Raw genomic sequence first — 20517 nt, 5'->3', positions numbered from 1 at the left:
TTAATACCAATCATGTTCCAAGAAGCGGTAAATGCTTTCGCTGGTGATAAGTTAATGCAAGCTCTAAGCACTGTTTAATTTCAGGCTCTGGCAATGGGTCGGACAAGCGTAACTCGATCGCCCTATTCCCTTGAAACCGCAATACATCACCATGCAACTCTCGAAAGGTGTCTACCAGCTTTGTTTGGCAGTGAAAATACAGATAATAGTTATTCGGTGATTTCAATTTCCAGTCGATTCGAACGGGGCTACCTGTCTTTACGCTGTAGCTGGGTTCTCCCCACTTCAACGACTCTACGACTTCGCCCAACTGCAAGTCCAATGAAAGTTTTAAAATGAGCTCTCGTAACTCTACCAATCGAACTCGGGCGTTTTCTGGATACTCTTCGAAATGATTTTTGACTGCCTTGTCCATTGAAACTTCCTATTCTCAAATACCAACGTCTAACAGTTGATTATGGGTTAGCTCTATAGCTAAAGCTCCAGAAGATAATACACCAACACATTTTAACTGTATATACATACAGTTAAAATGTGTGGCGGGAATTAAACGAAATGCGGCATTAAGTGGAGAGCACAGCCCTCACAGATAGGCGATAGACACTAAAACGAACGCACAGTGTAGATGACACGCGTTAAGAATCAGCCTCAGGTTTTTTGTTGTGCTTTTTTTCATATCTATCGATAGCAAATACAAACTGTGCAATACAAATACACAGATAAACCAAAGTTATTCCACCAAACGATCTACCACTAAGCCACTTCGTAGAACCATAAATAGAATAGCCATTTTTTATAATATTACTTACCTCTATAGGCTCTCTATCGCTTAATACGTTTTTTGGATCAAATAGAATTTCAACTTTTCGATTATAATATATTTCCCCCTCTTCAAACCCTGAAGACAGGTTTGTATCAACTCTGAATCTGGTCGGCATATCATCTAAAGTAAAAATAGATTCGCATATACGGCGTCGATATTTTTTTTCGCAATAGGCTGATTCGATATTGATAACACTGACATTATGTGTAAATGAGGACAAATCACTATCCAATAAAGACATCCCATAAAAACACAAATAGAGTAATGCGAATAGTACGACTTCCTTCATAAACCACCTAATTAAGCATTATACCAAGTTAAGCTAAAACTAACGCACACTGCACTCTACTACAGCGAGAATACAACACGTTAGTCATCGCTCTGATCGCATGTCATGTGAAGCTACCCACTGATTTTCTTAGACATATTGAAACCAGTAATCTCGAAACCAACGTCTTTGTATAGTTTAAGCGCTCGTTCATTATGGTAGGCAACCCGAAGCTTTATTTGACTGATACCAATCGTTTGTAGTTGAGCTTCCAACGCTGAAATAGATTGAGTGCCGAAACCAAAACCTCGATATTCGCTTGAAACAAAAAAGTCATAAATAAAAGTAGATTTATCACTGATGTTTATTGAGTGCCAAAGATAACCCACTAGCTTAAGCTCACCATTGATTTGTGCATCAATACATAATAACGAATGCTCATTTCCCTCTAGCCCGTTAGGAAAGCAACGATGCAAATCCTTCTTGGCTAATTCGATTGAGACATCTAAAGAATGTCCATAATTTTTAGCTATTTCCTGACTGTAATCGTCAATGAAATACTGACAATAAGCCGGATATTCCTCTTGGCGCATTTCTCTGAGTACTACCATTTTTATCCTTTATCTATGTAGAATTAGTCCGCAACATAACGCGCGCTAACTATTGCACCCTATACTTTGCCAAAGACTTGGTGACGTCTAAATTCTGATACCAGTTATTGAAAACCAACTCGAAATCTTCAAGCACAACACGACCAAAATCGTGATTCCTATACCGCTGACATAAGGCTAAAAGTTGCTGAGCATCATTGAGTGGGGCTTTGAACCGAATAATTGAGCTATGCGCTGTAACTAGCTTATAACGGCTATCGAAAGTTACTCTTACCCCTGCTTCAGTGAGCTGCGTTCTAAGCTCATTTCTAAGTCGCTCTAAAGTATCAGATGTTGGAAAGCCTTGAATTACAATGCAGTTAGGTGAAGCACTAACACCTTGATACCTAATTTCTATTTTACCTGTGTTCTTCAGAACCGAACGAAAAACATCGATATAAGAATTAACATCAATTTCGGTTACGGCAAACTCTGGTAGGCATGAAATCACTGACAAAACGGTTAGGTGCAGCTCATTTGATGGGTGATAGTATTGCTCTGGTTCGAGTTCTCGTACCTCTTTCTGAAAACGAATGATTTCATTGACGGTAGAGCGATTCCCTTGGTTTAAATACGCCAAGGCTGTGATGCCTCTTCGAGTGTCATTTTCAAGGTCTGACAGGTATGGATCGAGTTCATATTCATTGCGCTTTAATGCCAATTCAAACCTTTGCCACATGTCATCATAAATACTCTGAATCATCATTTCCTCTAAGCGTATAACGCTAAACTAACCACTTGAAACTATGTCATATACTTTTACGAAGTGAAAATGCCAAGTGTTGAGCGTCAATTTCAACACCTTGTTAAACGGATTTAACGGCGCCTACTTTCGCCCGACTTCGTGCTTTTCATTACGAGGTAACTCAACATCTAAGTCATCCCAGTTAGCCTTTGATGTAACGAAGTTATGAGAAATAGGACGTTCCGATATTTCTGTATCCAATATACCTAAACGAAGGCGTAACCTTTTCGGGGATTGTGAATTTGAACTATAGATTGGACTTCCACAAGTTTTACAAAAGTACTTCCTTTTGCCTTCACTGCTTTCGTAAAAGGTAAGTGTATTATTTTTGTCTGTTAACTTGATATCTTCAGCATTAATGAAACCATTGGTGGCATAGGCACTTCCGCTTGCCTTACGACACAAAGAGCAATGACAGTGAATGATATCAGTGACGCCTCCATCCAATTCGAACTGAATTGAGCCACATAAACAACTTCCTTTGTACATCTAAATTCCTTAGCTAATTCCACTTAAGTCGCGTTAAGTGCTGAGCGACGCTACCACCTAACTCATTGCATCATAAACACAAAACCCAACCTTGAATTGAAGTGTCAAGTATTGGCAATCTATCTTAAATGCTCTGTTTAGTGGCTGCCCCGCGTAAACCGATTAAATTTCCAAAGGGGTCTTCAACTTGGCACATAGATAATCCATTTTCGATCTCCATAGGACCACGATATAAAGATGCCCCAAGTGATTCGAAACGAGCTAATGCAACAGATAGATCAATAACAGACCAATATATTACAGTTCCCTTTTTACCCTCAGAAACCTTGTCATCAGATTGAACGACTTCGAGAGAGAACCCGTTGACATCAAGTACAGTGAAGTCAAAGTCAGGGTAGTAAACCGGAACGGCTTCAGGAAAAGCTTTCTTGTACCATTCAAGCCCTTTCGGTACATCAGGGACATGAACAAGAACCGCTGATGGATTCATGATTTTTCTCCAACCACATAATACCCAATTAAAGTGTAAGGCAACGCAATACCAAAGTCTCCGCACACCACCTTAAACACCAAGAGTAAGGCATAACAAAAATGCCACGCGTGCCAAATCACCCTTGAAGAATTTGTTAGGCTACTTTCACGCACATAATTATGCCTGTTGACCAACAAAGCTTTGCTACAACAAGATCATCTCGCTGTGATAAGTGAGCTATCAACGTTCGAACCTTTTCATTGTGCTCTTCTGACCAATCCTCACGAGTTTTCATATCATCTATGATGTAAAAACCACCAATTTTGAGGCAAGCTAGCGTTTCATCTAGATAGTGGTATTTACCCGGCCAAGTATCAGCAAATATCAAGTCAATCGACAATGGAAGGGTTCGATCGATAACATCCTCACCATTGGATAAAACAATATCAATTCGTGGATCTTCTTCTAGATAACTACGAGCTATATCAATATTTTCTGCCGAATTATCTACCGTTGTTAATTTCGAGTCTTCAGACATTCCATGCAATATCCATGATGTGCAAAGACCAGTGCCAGTACCTAATTCTAACAAGTACCCTGATTGCTTACTCGCAGCTAAAGCAGCTAGAAATGAACCTATCGGAAGTTCTGATAATTGTGGAAAACCAATTTCATTTGTGGCTTTCAATATTGCTTCATATTGTTTTGGATAAACTTCCACTGTATCGTTCATTTACTTTCCTTTTAGCCTAACGCCGCGTTATAGCGATTCACTTGACACTAGAAAGTGCTTTGAAACCAACACATATGAAAGCGAAATATTTATAGCTTCACGAGTCTCATAAAAATACTTACTCTGACGAAGTGCCTGCTCTTTAAAGTTATCAAGTAAATCGATGATTTCTAGTAAGTCAACTGAATCTGTATCTGACTTTTTATAGTTACACATTGCTAATTCAAAAAAACCAATAGAACTCTTCATACTCTCATAGTTGTTTTTATTCTTGTATATTGAATTCCATAAAGATTGGTAGTTATCCGGTAATTCGCCAGGAGCATTGATGCTTTTTGTTATAGCAATAATTTTTTGAATTTTATAATTGGTTTCAGGCTTCAAGTTATGTGATATATATAACTTAACAATAAATGAACGTACTGTTTTATAAATAAAATAGACTAAGGCAAAGAGTACGCCATAAATCGTGCATGTTATTAAAAAAGGTACAAAAAACTCATAACCCAATAACTTTCCTACTAGTTCCATTTATAGTTTCCTTTTGAATCTATTTAGCGCCGCATTAAGATGTGAGCGACGCTTGGCTATACTTGAGCGAAGCGAAACTGCCAAGCGTTGCGAATCACTCTTAAATGCTTTGTTAAATTCGATCTTTTACTAGATACCGCGCTTTAAATAAATCATTTCTTTCAGATTCAGAGATACTTTTAAAGTTCTGGCTAATGAAGTAATCAAACTTACGCTTCTGGCGTTTTTCACCATTTACACCGATTACATTTTTATACACAACTTCTAAGTGCTTATCTTTGATTAAATTTGCAAAGGACTCCAAATCTGTAATCGTTGGTGTCAAATGTTGGTCAACCCACCGTACAAACCTAATTGTCACAGCTATCATTGTTGAAAAGTCCTTTAAAGTAATAGAACCTTCATCAAAGTGCTTTAGAGTGTCAGAAATAGAAATGGCAGCATGATTGGCTTTAATACCGTCCTCGTGCTCAATTAGGATATTTCTGTAATGCTGCGAGAACCTCGATGTACTACCGTGAACAACCCTATTCCTCCAGCGAACAAGAAGCACAACTAAAGGCTCCCAATAAGCAGGCATACCAGAGAGTGCGCTCGATTTAGATAGTTGCGCTACTTTTTCAGCAGCCCCTTCAATACCACCAATTTTCTTTACTACAGGAGCTTGGTTTTCACATTCACTAATAAATTTGATGTAATCTAGCAATGCCTCTTCCACGAATACTAGTGCGGACTTTATAGCATGAGCCCTAGCTTGAAGCGCAGTCGCTTTGGGATCTCTTGGTTCCCAAGTTATCGTTAGGTCATTTGATTTTGTGACAGTACCATCCGCAACTCCGTCTAGCCCAACACAAATAGTATTGAGTAAGAATACTGAATCACCGACAGACTTTAAGAATTGTTTTAGTCCTTCGCTTTCCACGAAAGCCTCCGAAGAATTGGTGGTGCCGTTGGGACTCGAATCCAAGACCTTCTGCGATAAAACCGAAAGATAATAAGCAGACGTCCAAACCAACTAGACCGCAGCACCGAGATGAAAAGTATATGATACAGGAAACATAGTCAAATATTAACGCCAAGAATTTAACGCCCGCTTAAACTGTGAGTGAACGTGTGCCATGTTTGAGCGAAGCGAGTTCGGCACGCGTTCGCGAATCAGATTTAAAGCGTTTGTTATATGACATTTCTCAATATGGTTTTCCGTCTTTATTAGAGGCTACCCACTCACCACTTTCAGTAACCACCCACTGAAAGTCATCATCATTGTATACTGCTTTGTCACTTTCATTCCGTGACCCGATTGCGATAAATTTTGCGATTTTGTCAGTATGATTAATAAGGCAATGTCCATCATCTATTCCAGCAGGAAATCCAATGCACATACCAGCCCCAATGATTTGTTCACCTGAATTTGTAACTAAAGTAACTTCACCATCTACAACATACAAAAACTCATCTGACGCCGTATGCCAATGACGTAAAGATGAACGAGCATTAGGTTGAAGCAATTCCAAATTGACACCAAATTGAGTCAATCCAAATTCATCACCAAGACTTTTACATTCTGACTGCCCTAACTTTGAACGAAAAGGTTCGGGGAAAGGGTTAAAAGTATCCCCTTTAATTTTTTCTGCTTGTTTCGAGATACTCAATGTATATTCCTTGTCATATAACAGCTAAATTAGACAGAAAAATTCTGTATTTAAATGCAGATTAACTCTGTCTAGTTTCTACCGTTCACATTTCATATGCAATCTAGCCATTATATAACAACGGCTTATATCACAGCTAGCGTCGGTACTAGTAAAAAAGCAGAATCTTTCTGTATAGCATGACCAAACACAATCTCGATAAAAATATGACTAATACGTGTTACTTAAGCTCGTCTGGAATGCGGCGATCTTTGTGGTAATACTCTCGGTCACGTTCATTAATTTCACGTACTACTTTACAAGGGTTTCCCACGGCAACGACATTGGCAGGGATGTCTTTGGTGACTATGCTGCCCGCTCCAATAACCGAATTTTCGCCAATGGTGACGCCCGGTAGCACAACGGTGTGTGCACCAAGCCATACGTTCTTACAGATGCGAACGGGAACATTGAACTGCGCGGCTTTGAGCCTAAGTTCAGGGCTAATGGGATGTGTGCCTGTCGCGATAGTTACGTTAGGCGCAATCATCACGTTATCGCCGATGAATACGTCTGTGTCGTCGACCAGAGTTAGGTTGAAGTTCACATATACGTTATTGCCTAGGTGCGTGTGACGGCCCCAGTTGGCGCGCAATGATGGCTCGATGTAACAACCCTCGCCGACTTCTGCGAACAGTTGCTTCATGATTTGTTGGCGCTTCTCACCTTCACTCGGGCGCGTGTGGTTGAAGTCGTAAAGCACTTCTAAGCATTGTGTTTGCTCGGCGACCAGATCGACGTCATCACAGTAATAAACGTCTTGGTTGTGCATTTTTGCCTTTATATCCATGTTTTAACCTATTTGATAATTACCGAAGAGCGGTATAAATAAAGCGACATATGGATAATTTGAAGCGTTTCACTGGCCTTAAAACAAGTTTACGGGCTAACGTTGCCTGATGTTCTCGGCAACACGCCATAGCACACCACTTGGGTCAGTGATACAAAACTCAAGCATTCCCCAAGGCTGCTCTACAACCTCAGTAACGGTTACTTCAAATTCCGTCATTACATTAGAGTTTTGCACGTGCTGATACCAACTTTTTACGTCTTCTACCAGCAAGTGCATCATGTAATTGTGACAGTGCGCAGGTTCGTAAAAATCTTGTAAAAGGAATGCATAATCGCCGTGACGAAAATAGGCGATATCATGGAATTCAGACATGATTTCAAAGCCGAGAGTTTGATAAAAACGCTTTGATAAGTCGAAGTCTTTCGCTGGCACAAACGACTTTATTTCAGTGACTTTGAGGTTTTCCATGATAAACAATTCCTTCTGTTTTAAAGCCCAGATTTATCGCTAGGCTTTATGCTTTAATTTGTTTTAGGTTACTGGCTAAAAGAGCTAACTTCATCTTTGGTGAGGTATCGCCACTGGCCTTCTTCGACATCTAAACTTACTTCGCCGATTTGCTCTCGGTGAAGCCCTACAACTCGGTTACCTACTGCGGCAAACATTCGTTTAACCTGATGAAACTTACCCTCTGTGATGGTCAGTAACACTTCTTTCGGGCTTACCACTTCTAGCTCAGCTGGACGCGTTGGGGTTTTCTCGCCTTGCAACTGAACCCCCGCCTTGAATTTATCAGCGACATCATCTTTGATATCTCGTGACAATGTCACGCGGTAGACCTTTTTACACGACTTGGTCGGCAAAGTGATATTGAAAGACCAACGGCCATCATCGGTGATCAACACTAAACCGGTTGTGTCGGCATCTAACCGCCCTGCGATGTGCAGTTCAGACGCTTTCTCTAACTCTAGGTAGTTGAAAAGTGATGGGTACACTTCGTCGATATTAGAACAGATGGTGCCCGCTGGCTTGTGCATTAAGATGTATCTAAACTCTCGTAGCGTTAATGCATCACCATTGAGCAAGATAGCGTTACTTTCATGAACCTGAGTAGACTCGTCTAGTACAACCACACTGTTCACACTCACCTCACCGTTTTGGATTCGCTGAACGGCTTCGAGTTTTGTTAGTTCTGTGCTTTTACAAAGGTATTTATCAAGGCGCATTAATCGTCTGCGCCGCATTTCGCACAAGGCTTATAGGTGCGTTCACCTTGAGCAATCACCACATAGTCTCGAACGCAGTTATCACATAGCGCCAACTTTGGGTAAGCGTCTTTCTGTTTCTTTGCGTTAATGTCGCCTTCAGTGGTGTATACAGTTCTCATTTTTATGCCTTTGTTTTAATAGCTTGCTAGGCGCAAATTGTATCACTGTTTACAGCCCCGTTTGCAGTGTTGTGACTTAGATAAATGAATATCAAATGAGGTGGCTCCTTTGAGTTTCCGAGTGATGGACAACAAAATCAACGTGCCACGGCTATCAGTGGTAAAATGACAAAAGCTCACCAACCAATGAAGTCACTAATGAAAAATTGTAATCAATGCGGAAAATGCTGTATCAAATATGGAGATGGTGACCTTGCCGCGACTCAAGAAGAGATTGATTTGTGGGAGCTGTTCAACCCAGACATATTTGAATATGTTCGCGGTAGTGAGATCTGGTTTGATCCTAAATCTGGCGAACGCTTAAGTCGTTGCCCTTTCCTAGAAATTGTTCCAACGAAAGATAAGAATGCCCAAGCGAAATATACGTGCAGCATTTACTTAGACCGACCAGAAGATTGCCGCCACTATCCGAGCTTAATCAATGAGATGGTAAGAGATGAATGCGAGATGATTGAGGTGGTGGATCTACAAGATACGAAAAAAGCTCAAAGAAAACTCGATATTCTGATGAAAGACAGTCGCCCTTCAAGCTTTTCATAAGCACTGATCTATAAAGATCCTGACTAAACAGTCGTTTTGTATTAACGAACCATTATTTACTGATAAGTGGTAAATACTGGTTTGCTTCTAACCAATCAAGCGCAACAAGAGCAGCCAGTGAACATACTGCTCTGTCGTTGCCATCAACAAACTTAAGCTCTTCAATTTCAGCGTCTGGAGTAAGTTCACCAGTATAATCTGCAAGGTAACACGTCAATTGCACTGACACGCCTTCTGCTTTGCCATCAGCTTGGCCAGTGAACGTCTCAACGTATTTGATGGAATCAGGTACTAGGTCTACTGATATTTCTTCTTTAATTTCACGAACCAATGCTTGCTCGTCACTTTCCCCTGCTTCGCGCTTTCCGCCCGGCAAGTAGAACAGCTCTTTGCCTTTTGATCTCACCATCAGCAACTTGCCATCTTCAATGAATATCCAAGCGAGCTTATCAATTACCTTATTCATGTTCTTAGACCTTGTTATTGTGTTTATTATTTTGGTTAGCACAACGTATCGCGCTAGGCGTATATTACATCCAGCAGTGAACATATTCTATTGAATTGCTTAGGAAATGGCTTTGGAATTCGATAAACGACAGCCTTCAAGTAGAACACTCGCCAGCTGTCATAAGAACTGAACTGTGGTTGAATTAGTCAACTAGCCACTCGATAGCGGAGTCATGATCTTCAAAAGACTTAATCTCACCCGACACAAACCAACCCCCGACTTTTGATGCCATTTCTTGCCAGCTTTTATCACCGTAGATCGCAATTTTGTCTATCTTCGAGTTCAGTTCTAGCCCAAGTTTGAAATCATCCCAAGCTGCACGCAACTCCCATCCTGTTAAGGTTGAAATGTCGACGAGCATCTTAAGTTCAGATGAGTCGAGTTCTTCTAGTGTGGTATTCAGAATTGGCATCATCGCTTGATAGTCATCGTGTGTGAGTTTGCCTTTCGCTTTAAACACAACGATGGTTTCACCGCTAACACGTTCAATGCCAACTGATATTCCATGACGTTCGATACTCATAACCTAGTCCTCTTAATGGAAACCTATGTCTACCTTAGAGGATTAAAAAACGAATAAATGTGGGTTGTTTAACGCCTTTTACAATACTCTCTTCAGAGCTTCGAATGATCACCCTCTGCTCTTAACTCTTAACTCTCAAGTCTCAAGTCTCAACTAACTGAATTAGTCTTTGAATTTGGACAATGGCGCCATCAACGGCATCGTCCAAAGCATCGTCACGAGTATTTAGCCACACAGCGTGTAAACCACTCGCTAACGCAGGATAGATGTCTTTTTCGAGAGTGTCTCCAATCATCGTCACATCCTGAGCTTGAACACCTAACTGTGTAATGATTGCAGGATAAAAATCAGAATCGTATTTGGATACGCCAAGACTCGCCTTGCAGAAGTAACCGGAGAGATACTGAGACAGACCAGCTCGTTCAAATGCTTGAATGATATCTTGTTCTGTCGAGTCAGCGGCATTGGTTGCGACATAGAGTTTATGCTGTTTCGAAAGCGCAGCCAGCACTTCACGCGCCCCTGCAACTTCTTCGACAACTTCCCAGTCGCACATTTTCCCTTGTGCTTCTGGGAAATCGACCATGAGCGTATTGCCCCAGTCAAATAAGACTATTTCTGTTAATTCGATTAGCTTTGTCATCTTGCCTCCTGCATACGATGAATTTCTAGCGTTTAGGCGAACCTATAAGAACTTCTCAATAAGAACTTCGTCAAAGTACTGGTCACCAATCTTACCGTGTTTCTTAGCCGTTCCGACGATTTCAAAACCTTGCTTTAGATAAACCGATAATGCGCGCTCGTTGTCTGCTCTTACATAGGCGAAGAGCTTTTCATAACCTTTGGCTTTCGCTGATTTGAAAGTGTAATCAAACAACTGCTTGGCGACACCCTGGCCACGGCTATTGGCATCAACATAGGTTCCAATGATACCAACATGGTCAAAGGCTTTAGTATAAGTAGCAAATGGTTCGACATTCTGGAAGCCAAGTAACTGACTCGTAGCTTCGTTAACTGCAACGCTAAACACACCACGCTCAGGGAACGACTCAATGAATGCCTTTTCTTCATCAACAGTAAAAGTCTGATCCAAGATCGTATAAAGCGCTTCGATAATGATTGGATTCAAGACATCAATAATGCCTTGTGCATCTGCTACTGTTACTTCTCTGATTGTTAAGCTCATACTTCTCTACCTTTTTATTGCTTAGGGCAGATTCTATCGCTACATGCCATCTCTTTGATAGGACAGAATGTTGTCGAAAGCGATATCGAAGTAAAGTTCGTAGCTATTTTGTTCAACATAGCCCAAATGTGGAGTTGCCGTGACGTTAGGTAAGGATAATAGAGGTTCAGCGTCTGTTGTTGCTGGCTCACAATCGAACACATCAACGGCGGCGCGCTTAGTCGGAACTTCACATAATTCACGGTATAGAGCTTGTGGTTCAACTAATTCTGAACGGCTGATGTTCACAAACAGCGAGTCTGATTTCATTAGCTGAAGGTCGCTTGCAGTAACACACCCTTTCGTCGCATCGTTCAAACGTAAGTGCAAAGAAAGCACATCAACATCTCGAAAGAAGTCTTCTTTGGTTGCTGATGCTTCAAATCCGTCAGCCTGCGCTTGAACTCTTGATTGCTGGCTGCCCCACACCACTACAGACATCCCAAATGCTTTGGCATATTGTGCAATGCATTTACCGATTTTTCCGTAACCCCAAATGCCCAGCTTTAGCCCTTTCAAAGTACGACCTAACCCTAATGAGCCTGAATCTTGCCATTGGTTTTGCTTGAGGTTTGAAGCGTAAGTTGGAATGTGTCGAGACGCCGCCATGATAAGCGCCCAACACAGTTCAGACGGTGCGACAGGTGAACCGCGCCCTTCTAATACTTTCACGCCAAAATGCTCACACATTTGAACGTTAATATGATTACTGACTTTGCCCGTTTGGCTAATCAGTTTTAAGTTTGGAAGCCTTGAAAGCAGTGACTCTGTAATGTCCGTTCGTTCGCGAATAAGCACCAAAGCATCAAACTCACGCAGTTTTAACGCTAGTTCATCTTCAGGATAGGTTTCTGTGAATACCGTAACATCATGCTGTTCTAACTTGCTATAACACTCAAGGCTTTCTACTACGTTCTGATAATCATCTAATATCGCTATTTTCACTACACACCCCTTGTTGTATTGCTTAACCGCTTTACGCACTTTTAAGTGCCACGAGTTAAGATTCAACTAATCCTTGGACACTTTTCAAACTCACAGTTTATTGATGAACCACTTTGAAACGCTCAAGTACCAGCATCATGTCTTCACTCGGGTTTATCTTGAGTTCTTCACATTCACGAGAGAAAAAGTTCCAGTGCGCTTCTCTCCACCACTCCAAGGTTTTGTCGCCCTCTCCTTCAGCGGCAGCAAACTCTGCAGTCACTTCGTTGTACGGACACGAAGAAACAGAGGTAATTTCAACGATACAAACAGGTTTGCCATCCCAATCAGTGACGACTTGCAAATGCCCCACGACAGGCATCGCTTCCCCTTCATGGCTATACCAATATTCAAGGCTACAAGATGCTTGCTTATCACCTTTGAGCATCAGTTGCGCGCATAGGTTGGCGTTGTATTCGTCGGCGCAATAATAGTCTGCACTAAAGGAGGTGTATTGCGAGGCAACGTCTGCTGACAATGTATTGAGGTAGCTATCGAGATAAGCTTTGCTTCTTTCTTCCATGATTTGTCCAAATTCAATATAAGGTCGAGTCGATAAATACTTATAGATTAAGCATTTGACTGCACTGGAAGTAACCTATCAAGCCGCGTTATTGCTGTAAACTGAGTGAATATGAAAATGTGGGCTGAGAAAGAAGAATATGGGTAGGATTTTAAGACTAATACATGAAGAGCTAAAAGCGACTTAAGACTGTGCTTTTAGCTCTTCGTATTTCGTTACTAGTATCTAAGCGGGAAATTAACGGTTTAAGAAGTCGACCGCTTTGTCTGGAAAATCGGTAAACACACCATCGACTTTTACTTGGTTGTAAAAGACATCCAACATGCCATCAAAGTTATCAGCATAAGCTGGGATTCTTCCTGGGTCAGCACGGAAAGTGTACGGGTGAACGTCTAAGCCCGCGTCTTTTGCTGACTTCATCAATGGCTTAATAATGATGTTATCTTTGGTCGATGCATCGTCCACCAGCATAGGCTTCCATGGGCCAATGCCATCAGCGTAGCTAGCGACTTTTGCCATGCCGCCTTTCTCAAACATCCAGTCATAACTGTATGGCGTGGCTTTGTCGCCCTTGTAAGTCATGGTTTCGTTCCAATCTGTATAGGCCATCAGCTGAACGAGCTTAAGATCCATTTCCATCGCAGGCATTAATTCATCGTTAATACGTTGCAGCTCATTGGCATCAAAACACTGTAGATATACCTTGTCGTCTTTTGATAGATAACCATATTGCTGCAAGGTGGCAAGCACAGCTTTCGAGATATCTTTGCCTTCATGACGATGGAACCAAGGTGCTTTGATTTCAGGATAAATGCCTACGTCATAACCCAGCGTTTTGTTTAAGCCTTGAATCAGTTCAATTTCTTCTGCAAATGTAGCAACGCGAAAATCTGACTGCCACATCGGGAAGCGTGTTGGGTACCCTGCCACTCGGTTGCCTTGATCATCACGGTTAAAACCTTCGGTCACTTTTAATGATTTGATCTCAGCAAGCGTAAAGTCAATCGCGTAATAACGGCCATCTGCTCGTGCGCGATCTGGAAAGCGGTCAGCAACATCGGTGACGCGATCTAAATAGTGCTCATGAATACCACCAGTTCATCATCTTTGGTCATCACGACATCTTGTTCGATGTAGTCAGGTTTCATTGCGTAAGCGAGCGCCTTAGCAGGTAGTGTGTGCTCGGGTAAATAACCAGAAGCACCGCGATGCGCTATCACTAAAGGGTCGGCGAACGCATTGGCAGATAAGCTAAGTGCTAATAAAGTCAGAGACAGTGACGTTGTCTTCATTATTGTTTCCCTTGATAAAACAGAAGCAGGATATACCTGCCTCTGTTGTTTATTAGTATGACGTTGTCCAGTTAATGAACTATTGAGTTAATGCTTCTTTCTGTTGTTCGAGTTCTTTTTGTTTGTGGTGTTCACGCTCTCCTAAGAAGGCGTAAAGCAGACAAATTATTGAAGCAACACAAGCACCGACCAAGATAATGAAACCGCCATCCCAGCCGTAATGGTCAACCATGAAACCAAGCACGGCATTGGCAGCAACTGCGCCACCTAAGTAACCAAACAAGCCAGTAAGACCTGCAGCCGTACCTGCCGCTTTCTTAGGTGCAAGTTCAAGTGCATACAAGCCAATTAGCATTACTGGTCCGTAGATAAGGAAACCAATCGCGATAAGTGCCAGCATATCAACCGTTGGGTTACCTGCCGGATTCAGCCAGTACACTAATACAGCGACAGTAACGAGAACCATGAACAGGATCCCTGCTGGTGCGCGTCGGCCCTTAAATAACTTATCTGAAATCCAACCACACAGTAGCGTTCCAGGAATACCCGCCCATTCATACAAGAAGTAAGCCCAAGAAGATTTATCTACTGAGAAGTCTTTTGCTTCTTTCAAGTAGACCGGAGCCCAATCAAGTACGCCATAACGGATAAGATAAACAAACGCATTAGCAATCGCGATTGACCACAACAACTTGTTAGAGAAAACGTACTTAAAGAAGATCTCTTTCGCCGTCATTTCTTTCTCATGAGACGTATCGTAGTCGTCTGGGTAATCGTCTTTGTGTTCTTCAATCGGTGGTAAGCCACAAGATTGAGGTGTATCTCTTACGGTGAACCAAACAAAAATAGCAACGAGAGTGGCAAAAAATGCAGGAACATAAAAAGCGGTTCGCCAGTCGTCATTAAAAGCCCAAAGACCCAATAAGAACATTGGACCGATCAAACCGCCACCCACGTTGTGAGCAACGTTCCATACCGACACTATCTCGCCACGTTCTTTACGCGACCACCAGTGAACCATGGTTCGCCCACAAGCTGGCCAGCCCATGCCCTGAAACCAACCATTCAAGAACAGCAGGATAAACATCGCAGTGATGCTGCCTGTCGCCCATGGCATGAAACCAAAGCAGAACATGACCAATGCCGACATTAACAAGCCGCCACTGAGGAAATAACGAGGGTTAGAGCGATCAGAAACGCTACCCATTAAAAATTTAGATAGACCGTAAGCAATGGAAACTGCGGCCAAAGCAACCCCGAGTTCTCCGCGACTGTATCCTTGTTCAATAAGGTATGGCATCGCCAAACTGAAGTTTTTGCGGACTAAATAGTACCCCGCATAACCAACAAAGATGCCGAGAAAAAGCTGCCATCGTAATCGTGTGTAGGTGCTATCGATCTTATCGGTAGATAAGCGATCGATATGCGCCATAGGTTTGAATATTCCAAACATAGGAACCTCATGTGTATTGGGCGATAAAAATAAAAATGCTCGAACGAAAAAATTAACGCTCATTCGAAAGTCAGGGCATTGTATGTGCTTCAGGATTAATTTCTGTGATAGAGATAGCCATTAACAAAAAATAACTTTAAATACAGCATTTTAGTTTCATTTAATTAGACTACGCTTCATATTTTCGTTTGCGTATTTTACTTTTGGAAGGTTCTTTAAAGACGATCAACAATTCGAATGAACAAATAACGAACGGAAGGTACATATTTTGAACGCGCGAATAGCGTTCTGACGCACTTATAAAACACCAAACGACTCAAGATCCACATTGCAAAACGATTCCACGCTCAGTTTTTACCCACTACTCATATCTACCAGCGTTCTTTCGAAGTAACAACACATAACCAATCGTGATGTTAAATCTATTGTTCAGTTTATTTATTCAACAGCGATGTTTACGTATCGTACAACCTCAAGCAATGCAGCAGCCCTACAACGTTAAGTGCGTTAGGCCAGCGACTAGCGGAATTGGTTATCCACTCATTGCCTTTATGAAATTAAATAACGACAGGAAATATCATGAACAAATCACTTATCGCTCTTGTGCTTACTGCTGTTTTGGCCGGCTGTTCATCAGGTGGCACTTCTGAACCTGCACAACCTCAATTTGACGGCGACTACGGTTTTGAAAACATCGATCCGGGTTTTGGGCTAGACGATACAGATAACGATGGCGGTTATGAGAATCCAGATCCGAGCTATGGCAATGATGCTCCGACTCTTAAAGACAAAGTCGCTCAAGCAGATTTAGGTTTTGTTTATATCCCTGAGTTGGGAGACATTCCTTTCTTTAACCGAGACGACAGCGATGCACATATCTCAAGCGTTAAAGAACGTTCTGATGGTCACGAAACTCTGTACAGTATTTACGTGGATGATAAGCGTGTCGGTGAGATTCTCATTCGCGACAACTATGTCACGGTTAGCTCTGGAGACAAGGTGATCTCAGGCAAAAAAGATTCCGTCACTTATGCCGACGATGATTACACCTTTTGGACGGTTCGAGGTACGAATGGCAATGTACTTGGGGACTTTAAACGCGTAGACGATGGTGTTTGGGTATTCCGAGAAGAGATTGCTCGTGAAACATTCGTTGTTAAGTATCACGACGGCCAGTGGAATTTCATCCCTGTCGCAGACATTAAAAACAAAGTCAAAGACAACTTGCCATCGCAAGCGCAAGCCACCAAAGTGCGAACAAAAATGCAGGTTAATAAGCTACGTACTTTGAAATAATACTTATCACCATTCCCATATCAAAAGGCATCCTCAAACCTAAGAGGATGCCGCTCAAGCATCAACAAAGAATACATAACTAAAAAAGCTCAAGGAAGATCCGGACTAGGTTACTAATTTACTGACATTCAACGTTTTTGAATTCGTCGATATTTGTATACATAAGCGAGCGATCCAATGACCAATAACAAACTTCCCCTTCTCATCTTAGCCGCTACTCTGTTCTTCAATGTATCGGAAGTTCAAGCCTATGAACAAAACCAAGAAGAAACTGCGATTACTTTTGGCCTATCGGCCGAACGTGGGTGGAGAGATTGGTCTGCTTCTTACATCAAATATCGTGGTCCGGGAAGCATAGGTTATGGCATCGAGTTTACTCGCTCGGCTTATAACGAAGATGAAGAATCATACGAATACAAACAACGCGACAACGAATATCAGTTTCACGCCCCTATTGGAATCACAGAAAATTTGTACATCACTCCCGGTTACGGGATTAAGCGTACCCATACAGACGTAACTTTGGATAACCGCGAGTTCTCTGATAGCACAACCAAACAAGTCGGTGGCTTAGATGCAACCTATATTATGGATAATGGCTTTGTTGTGACCGCAGGTTTTGATAAAGCAGAAGGTGAAGACGTCGAGTTTTCGATTGGTGCAGGTATCGCGTGGTAAAGTCGACCTAAGGAACCTTACGCAAACAAAAAGGGCCTAGATTTCTCTAGGCCCTTTCGACATTATCGAGTTACACGAAGTGATTAATCTTCGATGTAGAAAGCTTCTACTGTGCCTTTAAGAGTAATAAGCATTGGCTGGCCAAAACGATCTAGCGCTTTTGGAGAAGGGATCTTAACCCAACCTTCGCTGATGCAGTATTCTTCAACATCAGTACGCTCTTTACCATTTAGACGAATGCCGATTGGGTATTCGAAACACTCAGCCACGTGGTGTGGGCTGCGTGGGTTACCTGCAAGATGATCTGGTAAAGCTGGTCTTGAATTAGTATCGCTCATGTTCATTACCTGTATGTACGTAAATAAAAAAAGTGCGTCATTCTAGTCAATATAGGCTTTGTGCTCAACAACTGCTGCAATAAATCGTCTTGATCGTTTTAATCAGCGTCTAGTTGTTTGATTTAGCAGCGGTCGTTGCAGCGTTTCAAAACAAAGCTTTTACAGATTTCAACATTTCTAGCGAAGCTAAGAATGATTACCCTAATATAAAATAAAAGCACCCAGCCCGTTGGACTGAGTGCTCATAAACGAGTAATCACTGATTATAAAGTTACGTTACCAGTCATAAGTTACGCTCGCAATCACGTTACGGCGGTCACCGTAGAAGCAGTAGAAATCACACGTAGCCACGTACTCTTTGTCTGCTAAGTTCTTCGCTGCAACTTGGAACTTGTAATCTTCGATTCGGTAACTCAATGTTGCATCAAACAATGTGTATGAAGGTACAACGTTTGTCTCGGTGTTATCAGCGTATGAATCACCAATGTAACGAGCACCAGCACCAACTGTTAGACCATCGAGAGGACCACTCAAGAAGCGGTAGTTTGCCCAAGCCGAAGCGAGTTGATCAGCAATTTGTGACGGAGTCTTACCTACATAACTGTTGTTTGCATCTTCAGTAATTTCCGAATCAATGAATGACACATTGCCGATTAACGTTAGCTCTTCTGTTACGTTTGCCACCGCTTCTAGTTCAATACCGCGGTTACGAACTTCGCCAATTTGCGTTAGCTGGTTATTAACAGTGCGCGCTAGGTTTTCTTTCGAGACTTCAAATGCCGCTATATTGAAGTAACCCTCAAAACTACGCGGTTGATATTTCAAACCCACTTCATACTGCTCACCGCGTTCTGGTTTAGCCGGATCACCATTTACGTCTAGTTGAATAATAGGATTGAACGATTGTGCGTAACTGACGTATGGCGTAAAACCATTATCCATTAGGTAAGCAACACCCAGGTTGGTTGTCCATTCTTCGTTATCAACCTTAGTCTTCTTACCTGTCGATGTATTGTGGGTCTTGTTTTGAGAATCGTCGTAACGAACACCAACCTGAACAGCCCACTTGTCAGCAATCATCATTTGGTCTTGCAGATACAGGCCTAACTGATTGTTTTTGGTCTTGGTGGTTTGGCGATCAGATTCATCAACGACACCAAAGCTTGAATTAAGCAAGGTAACGTTATTGCTATATGATGGATTGAACACATCAAATAATGGGTTAGCGATTGGAACTAAGCCCACGCCAGGTACTGGAACTCCAATCGAACTATTACCATCTGCGACAAATGGGTCTGCAGCATAATCTTTACTATCAATATCGATGTTTTGGTAATCAATACCAGCAAGTAACGTATGCTCTACAATCCCGGTTTTAAAGGTATGTACAACTCGGTTATCAATGTTGAACGCGTCCGATGTACCTTCTTCTGTTGATGCCCCACGCAGAATCTGACTGTCCGTAGGGTCATATGCTCCTAAAAGATTATCTTTTGCATAACCGAGGGAATACATTTGGCGAAGGTTGATGTCCATCTTGCTGTAACGCGTGTTCTGCATAAAGTAAGTACTGTCATTGAAATGATGTTCAAATTCGTAACCTACTGACAATTGTTCACGCTCGAACGTTTCCCAATCTGTGTTGCCTACCGCGGTGCTATCACTGATTTTCCCATTTGGATTTGAGGTTAACGTCCCTTCCATTGGTAAGAATTGTAGGTACGGGTCAGAATCATCTTTCTGGTAGCTGGTTAGTAACGTGATTTTTGTGTCGTCTGTAAATTTATAAGCCAGAGAAGGTGCGATAAAAATGCGTTCAGCTTCTACACCATCGACACGGCTACCATTTTTACGACCAAGTGCTTGCAGGCGAAACGCCATTTTATCGTTAACTTCAGAGTTCACATCTAAGCTAATCTGCTTGCGATCATCAGTACCGTATTCGATAGCAAACTGACCCGAGCCACCATCAAACTGTGGACGCTTACTGATTACGTTGATAACACCACCTGGAGGAGTTTGGCCGTATAACGCTGATCCTGGACCACGCAAGATTTCTACTCGTTCCAAGCCAAACGGGTCGATTTGCCAGCTGTAAAAGCCAGATGAGTACAAACGCGTTCCGTCTTGATACAAGCCGCTGTTTGCTTGCTTAAAGCCACGGATAACAAACCAATCTTGCTTGTTGTCTTCACCAAAATAGTTCGCTTGGATACTTGGCGTGTACTGTAATGCATCGGCAATACTGATCGACGCTCGATCGTCCATCTGTTCGCGAGTCACAATCGAAATTGCACGTGGTGTCTCACCTATCGCAACGTCTGTTTTTGTTGCTGTTCGACTGCTTAATCCTACGTAACTAAAATCAGGACCTACTGAGCTGTCTTCAAGTTGCTGTCCAATAACAACAACGGTTTCATCTTCGTTAGCTTGAGCCATTCCTGACGATATAACTAAAGCGACCGCAAGTGCTGTTGGGGTACGCATAAAGTGCCGATTCATATATTTCTCCTTC

General features: G+C 42.1%; 26 protein-coding genes and 2 pseudogenes. 3 read left to right on the top strand and 25 right to left on the bottom strand.

What is annotated here, in order from left to right; translation table 11 throughout:
• Nucleotides 1-10: 10 nt before the first annotated feature.
• The 15 genes and pseudogenes from AC3CKG_RS07615 to AC3CKG_RS07545 all read right to left on the bottom strand — a co-directional run bounded on the left by AC3CKG_RS07615 (nucleotide 11) and on the right by AC3CKG_RS07545 (nucleotide 8582).
• Entirely contained in the window at nucleotides 11-415 is a 405-nt protein-coding gene (locus AC3CKG_RS07615) for a DUF1801 domain-containing protein (RefSeq protein WP_488529149.1), read from the bottom strand.
• 220 nt (nucleotides 416-635) lie between these two features.
• Nucleotides 636-1112, bottom strand: coding sequence for a hypothetical protein (locus AC3CKG_RS07610; RefSeq protein ID WP_488529148.1), 477 nt, complete (start codon nucleotides 1110-1112; stop codon nucleotides 636-638).
• Nucleotides 1113-1225: 113 nt separating this feature from the next.
• Entirely contained in the window at nucleotides 1226-1702 is a 477-nt protein-coding gene (locus AC3CKG_RS07605; RefSeq protein ID WP_102339711.1) for a GNAT family N-acetyltransferase, read from the bottom strand.
• 49 nt (nucleotides 1703-1751) lie between these two features.
• Nucleotides 1752-2444 carry a 2'-5' RNA ligase family protein gene (locus AC3CKG_RS07600; RefSeq protein ID WP_065103506.1) on the bottom strand — a complete coding sequence of 231 codons (693 nt, stop codon included), beginning with the start codon at nucleotides 2442-2444 and terminating at the stop codon, nucleotides 1752-1754.
• A gap of 123 nt (nucleotides 2445-2567) precedes the next feature.
• The gene (locus AC3CKG_RS07595) at nucleotides 2568-2975 is read right to left on the bottom strand and encodes a GFA family protein (RefSeq protein ID WP_102291266.1); all 408 of its coding nucleotides are present in this window, start codon (nucleotides 2973-2975) and stop codon (nucleotides 2568-2570) included.
• A gap of 124 nt (nucleotides 2976-3099) precedes the next feature.
• Nucleotides 3100-3465: a VOC family protein gene (locus AC3CKG_RS07590; RefSeq protein ID WP_076671880.1), complete on the bottom strand. Its 366-nt coding sequence runs from the start codon at nucleotides 3463-3465 to the stop codon at nucleotides 3100-3102.
• Nucleotides 3466-3601: 136 nt separating this feature from the next.
• Nucleotides 3602-4180: an O-methyltransferase gene (locus tag AC3CKG_RS07585; protein ID WP_488529147.1), complete on the bottom strand. Its 579-nt coding sequence runs from the start codon at nucleotides 4178-4180 to the stop codon at nucleotides 3602-3604.
• Between the two features lie 27 nt (nucleotides 4181-4207).
• Nucleotides 4208-4711, bottom strand: a complete 504-nt coding sequence (locus AC3CKG_RS07580) for a hypothetical protein (RefSeq protein ID WP_488529146.1) — start codon at nucleotides 4709-4711, stop codon at nucleotides 4208-4210.
• A 112-nt stretch (nucleotides 4712-4823) separates the two neighbouring features.
• Nucleotides 4824-5633 carry a hypothetical protein gene (locus AC3CKG_RS07575; RefSeq protein ID WP_488529145.1) on the bottom strand — a complete coding sequence of 270 codons (810 nt, stop codon included), beginning with the start codon at nucleotides 5631-5633 and terminating at the stop codon, nucleotides 4824-4826.
• A 17-nt stretch (nucleotides 5634-5650) separates the two neighbouring features.
• A pseudogene (locus AC3CKG_RS07570) lies at nucleotides 5651-5741 on the bottom strand.
• Nucleotides 5742-5898: 157 nt separating this feature from the next.
• Nucleotides 5899-6363 carry a cupin domain-containing protein gene (locus tag AC3CKG_RS07565; protein ID WP_488529144.1) on the bottom strand — a complete coding sequence of 155 codons (465 nt, stop codon included), beginning with the start codon at nucleotides 6361-6363 and terminating at the stop codon, nucleotides 5899-5901.
• 220 nt (nucleotides 6364-6583) lie between these two features.
• The gene (locus tag AC3CKG_RS07560) at nucleotides 6584-7192 is read right to left on the bottom strand and encodes a sugar O-acetyltransferase (RefSeq protein WP_488529143.1); all 609 of its coding nucleotides are present in this window, start codon (nucleotides 7190-7192) and stop codon (nucleotides 6584-6586) included.
• A 96-nt stretch (nucleotides 7193-7288) separates the two neighbouring features.
• On the bottom strand, nucleotides 7289-7663 hold the full coding sequence (locus AC3CKG_RS07555) for a VOC family protein (protein WP_280620269.1): 375 nt from the start codon (nucleotides 7661-7663) through the stop codon (nucleotides 7289-7291).
• 68 nt (nucleotides 7664-7731) lie between these two features.
• Nucleotides 7732-8421: a pseudouridine synthase gene (locus tag AC3CKG_RS07550; protein WP_372095509.1), complete on the bottom strand. Its 690-nt coding sequence runs from the start codon at nucleotides 8419-8421 to the stop codon at nucleotides 7732-7734.
• On the bottom strand, nucleotides 8421-8582 hold the full coding sequence (locus tag AC3CKG_RS07545) for a hypothetical protein (protein ID WP_012604036.1): 162 nt from the start codon (nucleotides 8580-8582) through the stop codon (nucleotides 8421-8423). The genes AC3CKG_RS07550 and AC3CKG_RS07545 overlap by 1 nt, the downstream gene beginning before the upstream one ends.
• Nucleotides 8583-8780: 198 nt before the next feature.
• Here AC3CKG_RS07545 and AC3CKG_RS07540 point away from each other — a divergent pair, with 198 nt between their 5' ends.
• Nucleotides 8781-9182 carry a YkgJ family cysteine cluster protein gene (locus AC3CKG_RS07540; protein WP_488529142.1) on the top strand — a complete coding sequence of 134 codons (402 nt, stop codon included), beginning with the start codon at nucleotides 8781-8783 and terminating at the stop codon, nucleotides 9180-9182.
• Between the two features lie 52 nt (nucleotides 9183-9234).
• On the opposite strand, the gene AC3CKG_RS07535 is transcribed toward AC3CKG_RS07540, so the two are convergent.
• From AC3CKG_RS07535 to glpT, 8 genes and pseudogenes are all read right to left on the bottom strand, one after another.
• Complete coding sequence (locus tag AC3CKG_RS07535; protein WP_488529141.1) at nucleotides 9235-9648, bottom strand: NUDIX hydrolase; 414 nt, start codon at nucleotides 9646-9648, stop codon at nucleotides 9235-9237.
• Nucleotides 9649-9832: 184 nt separating this feature from the next.
• The gene (locus AC3CKG_RS07530) at nucleotides 9833-10213 is read right to left on the bottom strand and encodes a SpoIIAA family protein (RefSeq protein WP_488529140.1); all 381 of its coding nucleotides are present in this window, start codon (nucleotides 10211-10213) and stop codon (nucleotides 9833-9835) included.
• A gap of 142 nt (nucleotides 10214-10355) precedes the next feature.
• On the bottom strand, nucleotides 10356-10856 hold the full coding sequence (locus AC3CKG_RS07525; protein WP_488529139.1) for an HAD family hydrolase: 501 nt from the start codon (nucleotides 10854-10856) through the stop codon (nucleotides 10356-10358).
• Between the two features lie 42 nt (nucleotides 10857-10898).
• A complete protein-coding gene (locus AC3CKG_RS07520) occupies nucleotides 10899-11399 on the bottom strand; it encodes a GNAT family N-acetyltransferase (protein ID WP_488529138.1) in 501 nt (166 codons plus the stop codon).
• Between the two features lie 39 nt (nucleotides 11400-11438).
• Nucleotides 11439-12383, bottom strand: a complete 945-nt coding sequence (locus AC3CKG_RS07515; protein WP_488529241.1) for a D-2-hydroxyacid dehydrogenase family protein — start codon at nucleotides 12381-12383, stop codon at nucleotides 11439-11441.
• Nucleotides 12384-12480: 97 nt separating this feature from the next.
• The gene (locus AC3CKG_RS07510) at nucleotides 12481-12945 is read right to left on the bottom strand and encodes an ASCH domain-containing protein (protein WP_488529137.1); all 465 of its coding nucleotides are present in this window, start codon (nucleotides 12943-12945) and stop codon (nucleotides 12481-12483) included.
• Between the two features lie 237 nt (nucleotides 12946-13182).
• Nucleotides 13183-14237, bottom strand: a pseudogene (glpQ, locus tag AC3CKG_RS07505) (glycerophosphodiester phosphodiesterase).
• Nucleotides 14238-14316: 79 nt separating this feature from the next.
• Nucleotides 14317-15690: a glycerol-3-phosphate transporter gene (glpT, locus tag AC3CKG_RS07500; protein WP_017107967.1), complete on the bottom strand. Its 1374-nt coding sequence runs from the start codon at nucleotides 15688-15690 to the stop codon at nucleotides 14317-14319.
• A gap of 579 nt (nucleotides 15691-16269) precedes the next feature.
• Between glpT and AC3CKG_RS07495 the strand changes: the two genes are divergently transcribed.
• Nucleotides 16270-16986 (top strand): membrane lipoprotein lipid attachment site-containing protein, encoded by a 717-nt coding sequence (locus tag AC3CKG_RS07495; protein WP_488529136.1) that lies wholly within the window; start codon nucleotides 16270-16272, stop codon nucleotides 16984-16986.
• Between the two features lie 177 nt (nucleotides 16987-17163).
• Complete coding sequence (locus AC3CKG_RS07490; protein WP_017110659.1) at nucleotides 17164-17664, top strand: hypothetical protein; 501 nt, start codon at nucleotides 17164-17166, stop codon at nucleotides 17662-17664.
• Nucleotides 17665-17747: 83 nt separating this feature from the next.
• Here the strand turns inward: AC3CKG_RS07490 and AC3CKG_RS07485 are convergent, their stop codons facing one another.
• Together AC3CKG_RS07485 and AC3CKG_RS07480 are read right to left on the bottom strand one after the other, a co-directional pair.
• Complete coding sequence (locus AC3CKG_RS07485; RefSeq protein ID WP_029223190.1) at nucleotides 17748-18002, bottom strand: DUF3297 family protein; 255 nt, start codon at nucleotides 18000-18002, stop codon at nucleotides 17748-17750.
• Between the two features lie 276 nt (nucleotides 18003-18278).
• Nucleotides 18279-20489 (bottom strand): TonB-dependent siderophore receptor, encoded by a 2211-nt coding sequence (locus AC3CKG_RS07480; RefSeq protein WP_488529240.1) that lies wholly within the window; start codon nucleotides 20487-20489, stop codon nucleotides 18279-18281.
• Nucleotides 20490-20517: the final 28 nt, after the last annotated feature.

The sequence above is a fragment of the Vibrio sp. QJM3NY_15 genome (genome assembly GCF_057785995.1).
Note: the sequence above shows the minus strand (reverse complement) of the source record. Positions and strands in the feature narration are given on the sequence as shown.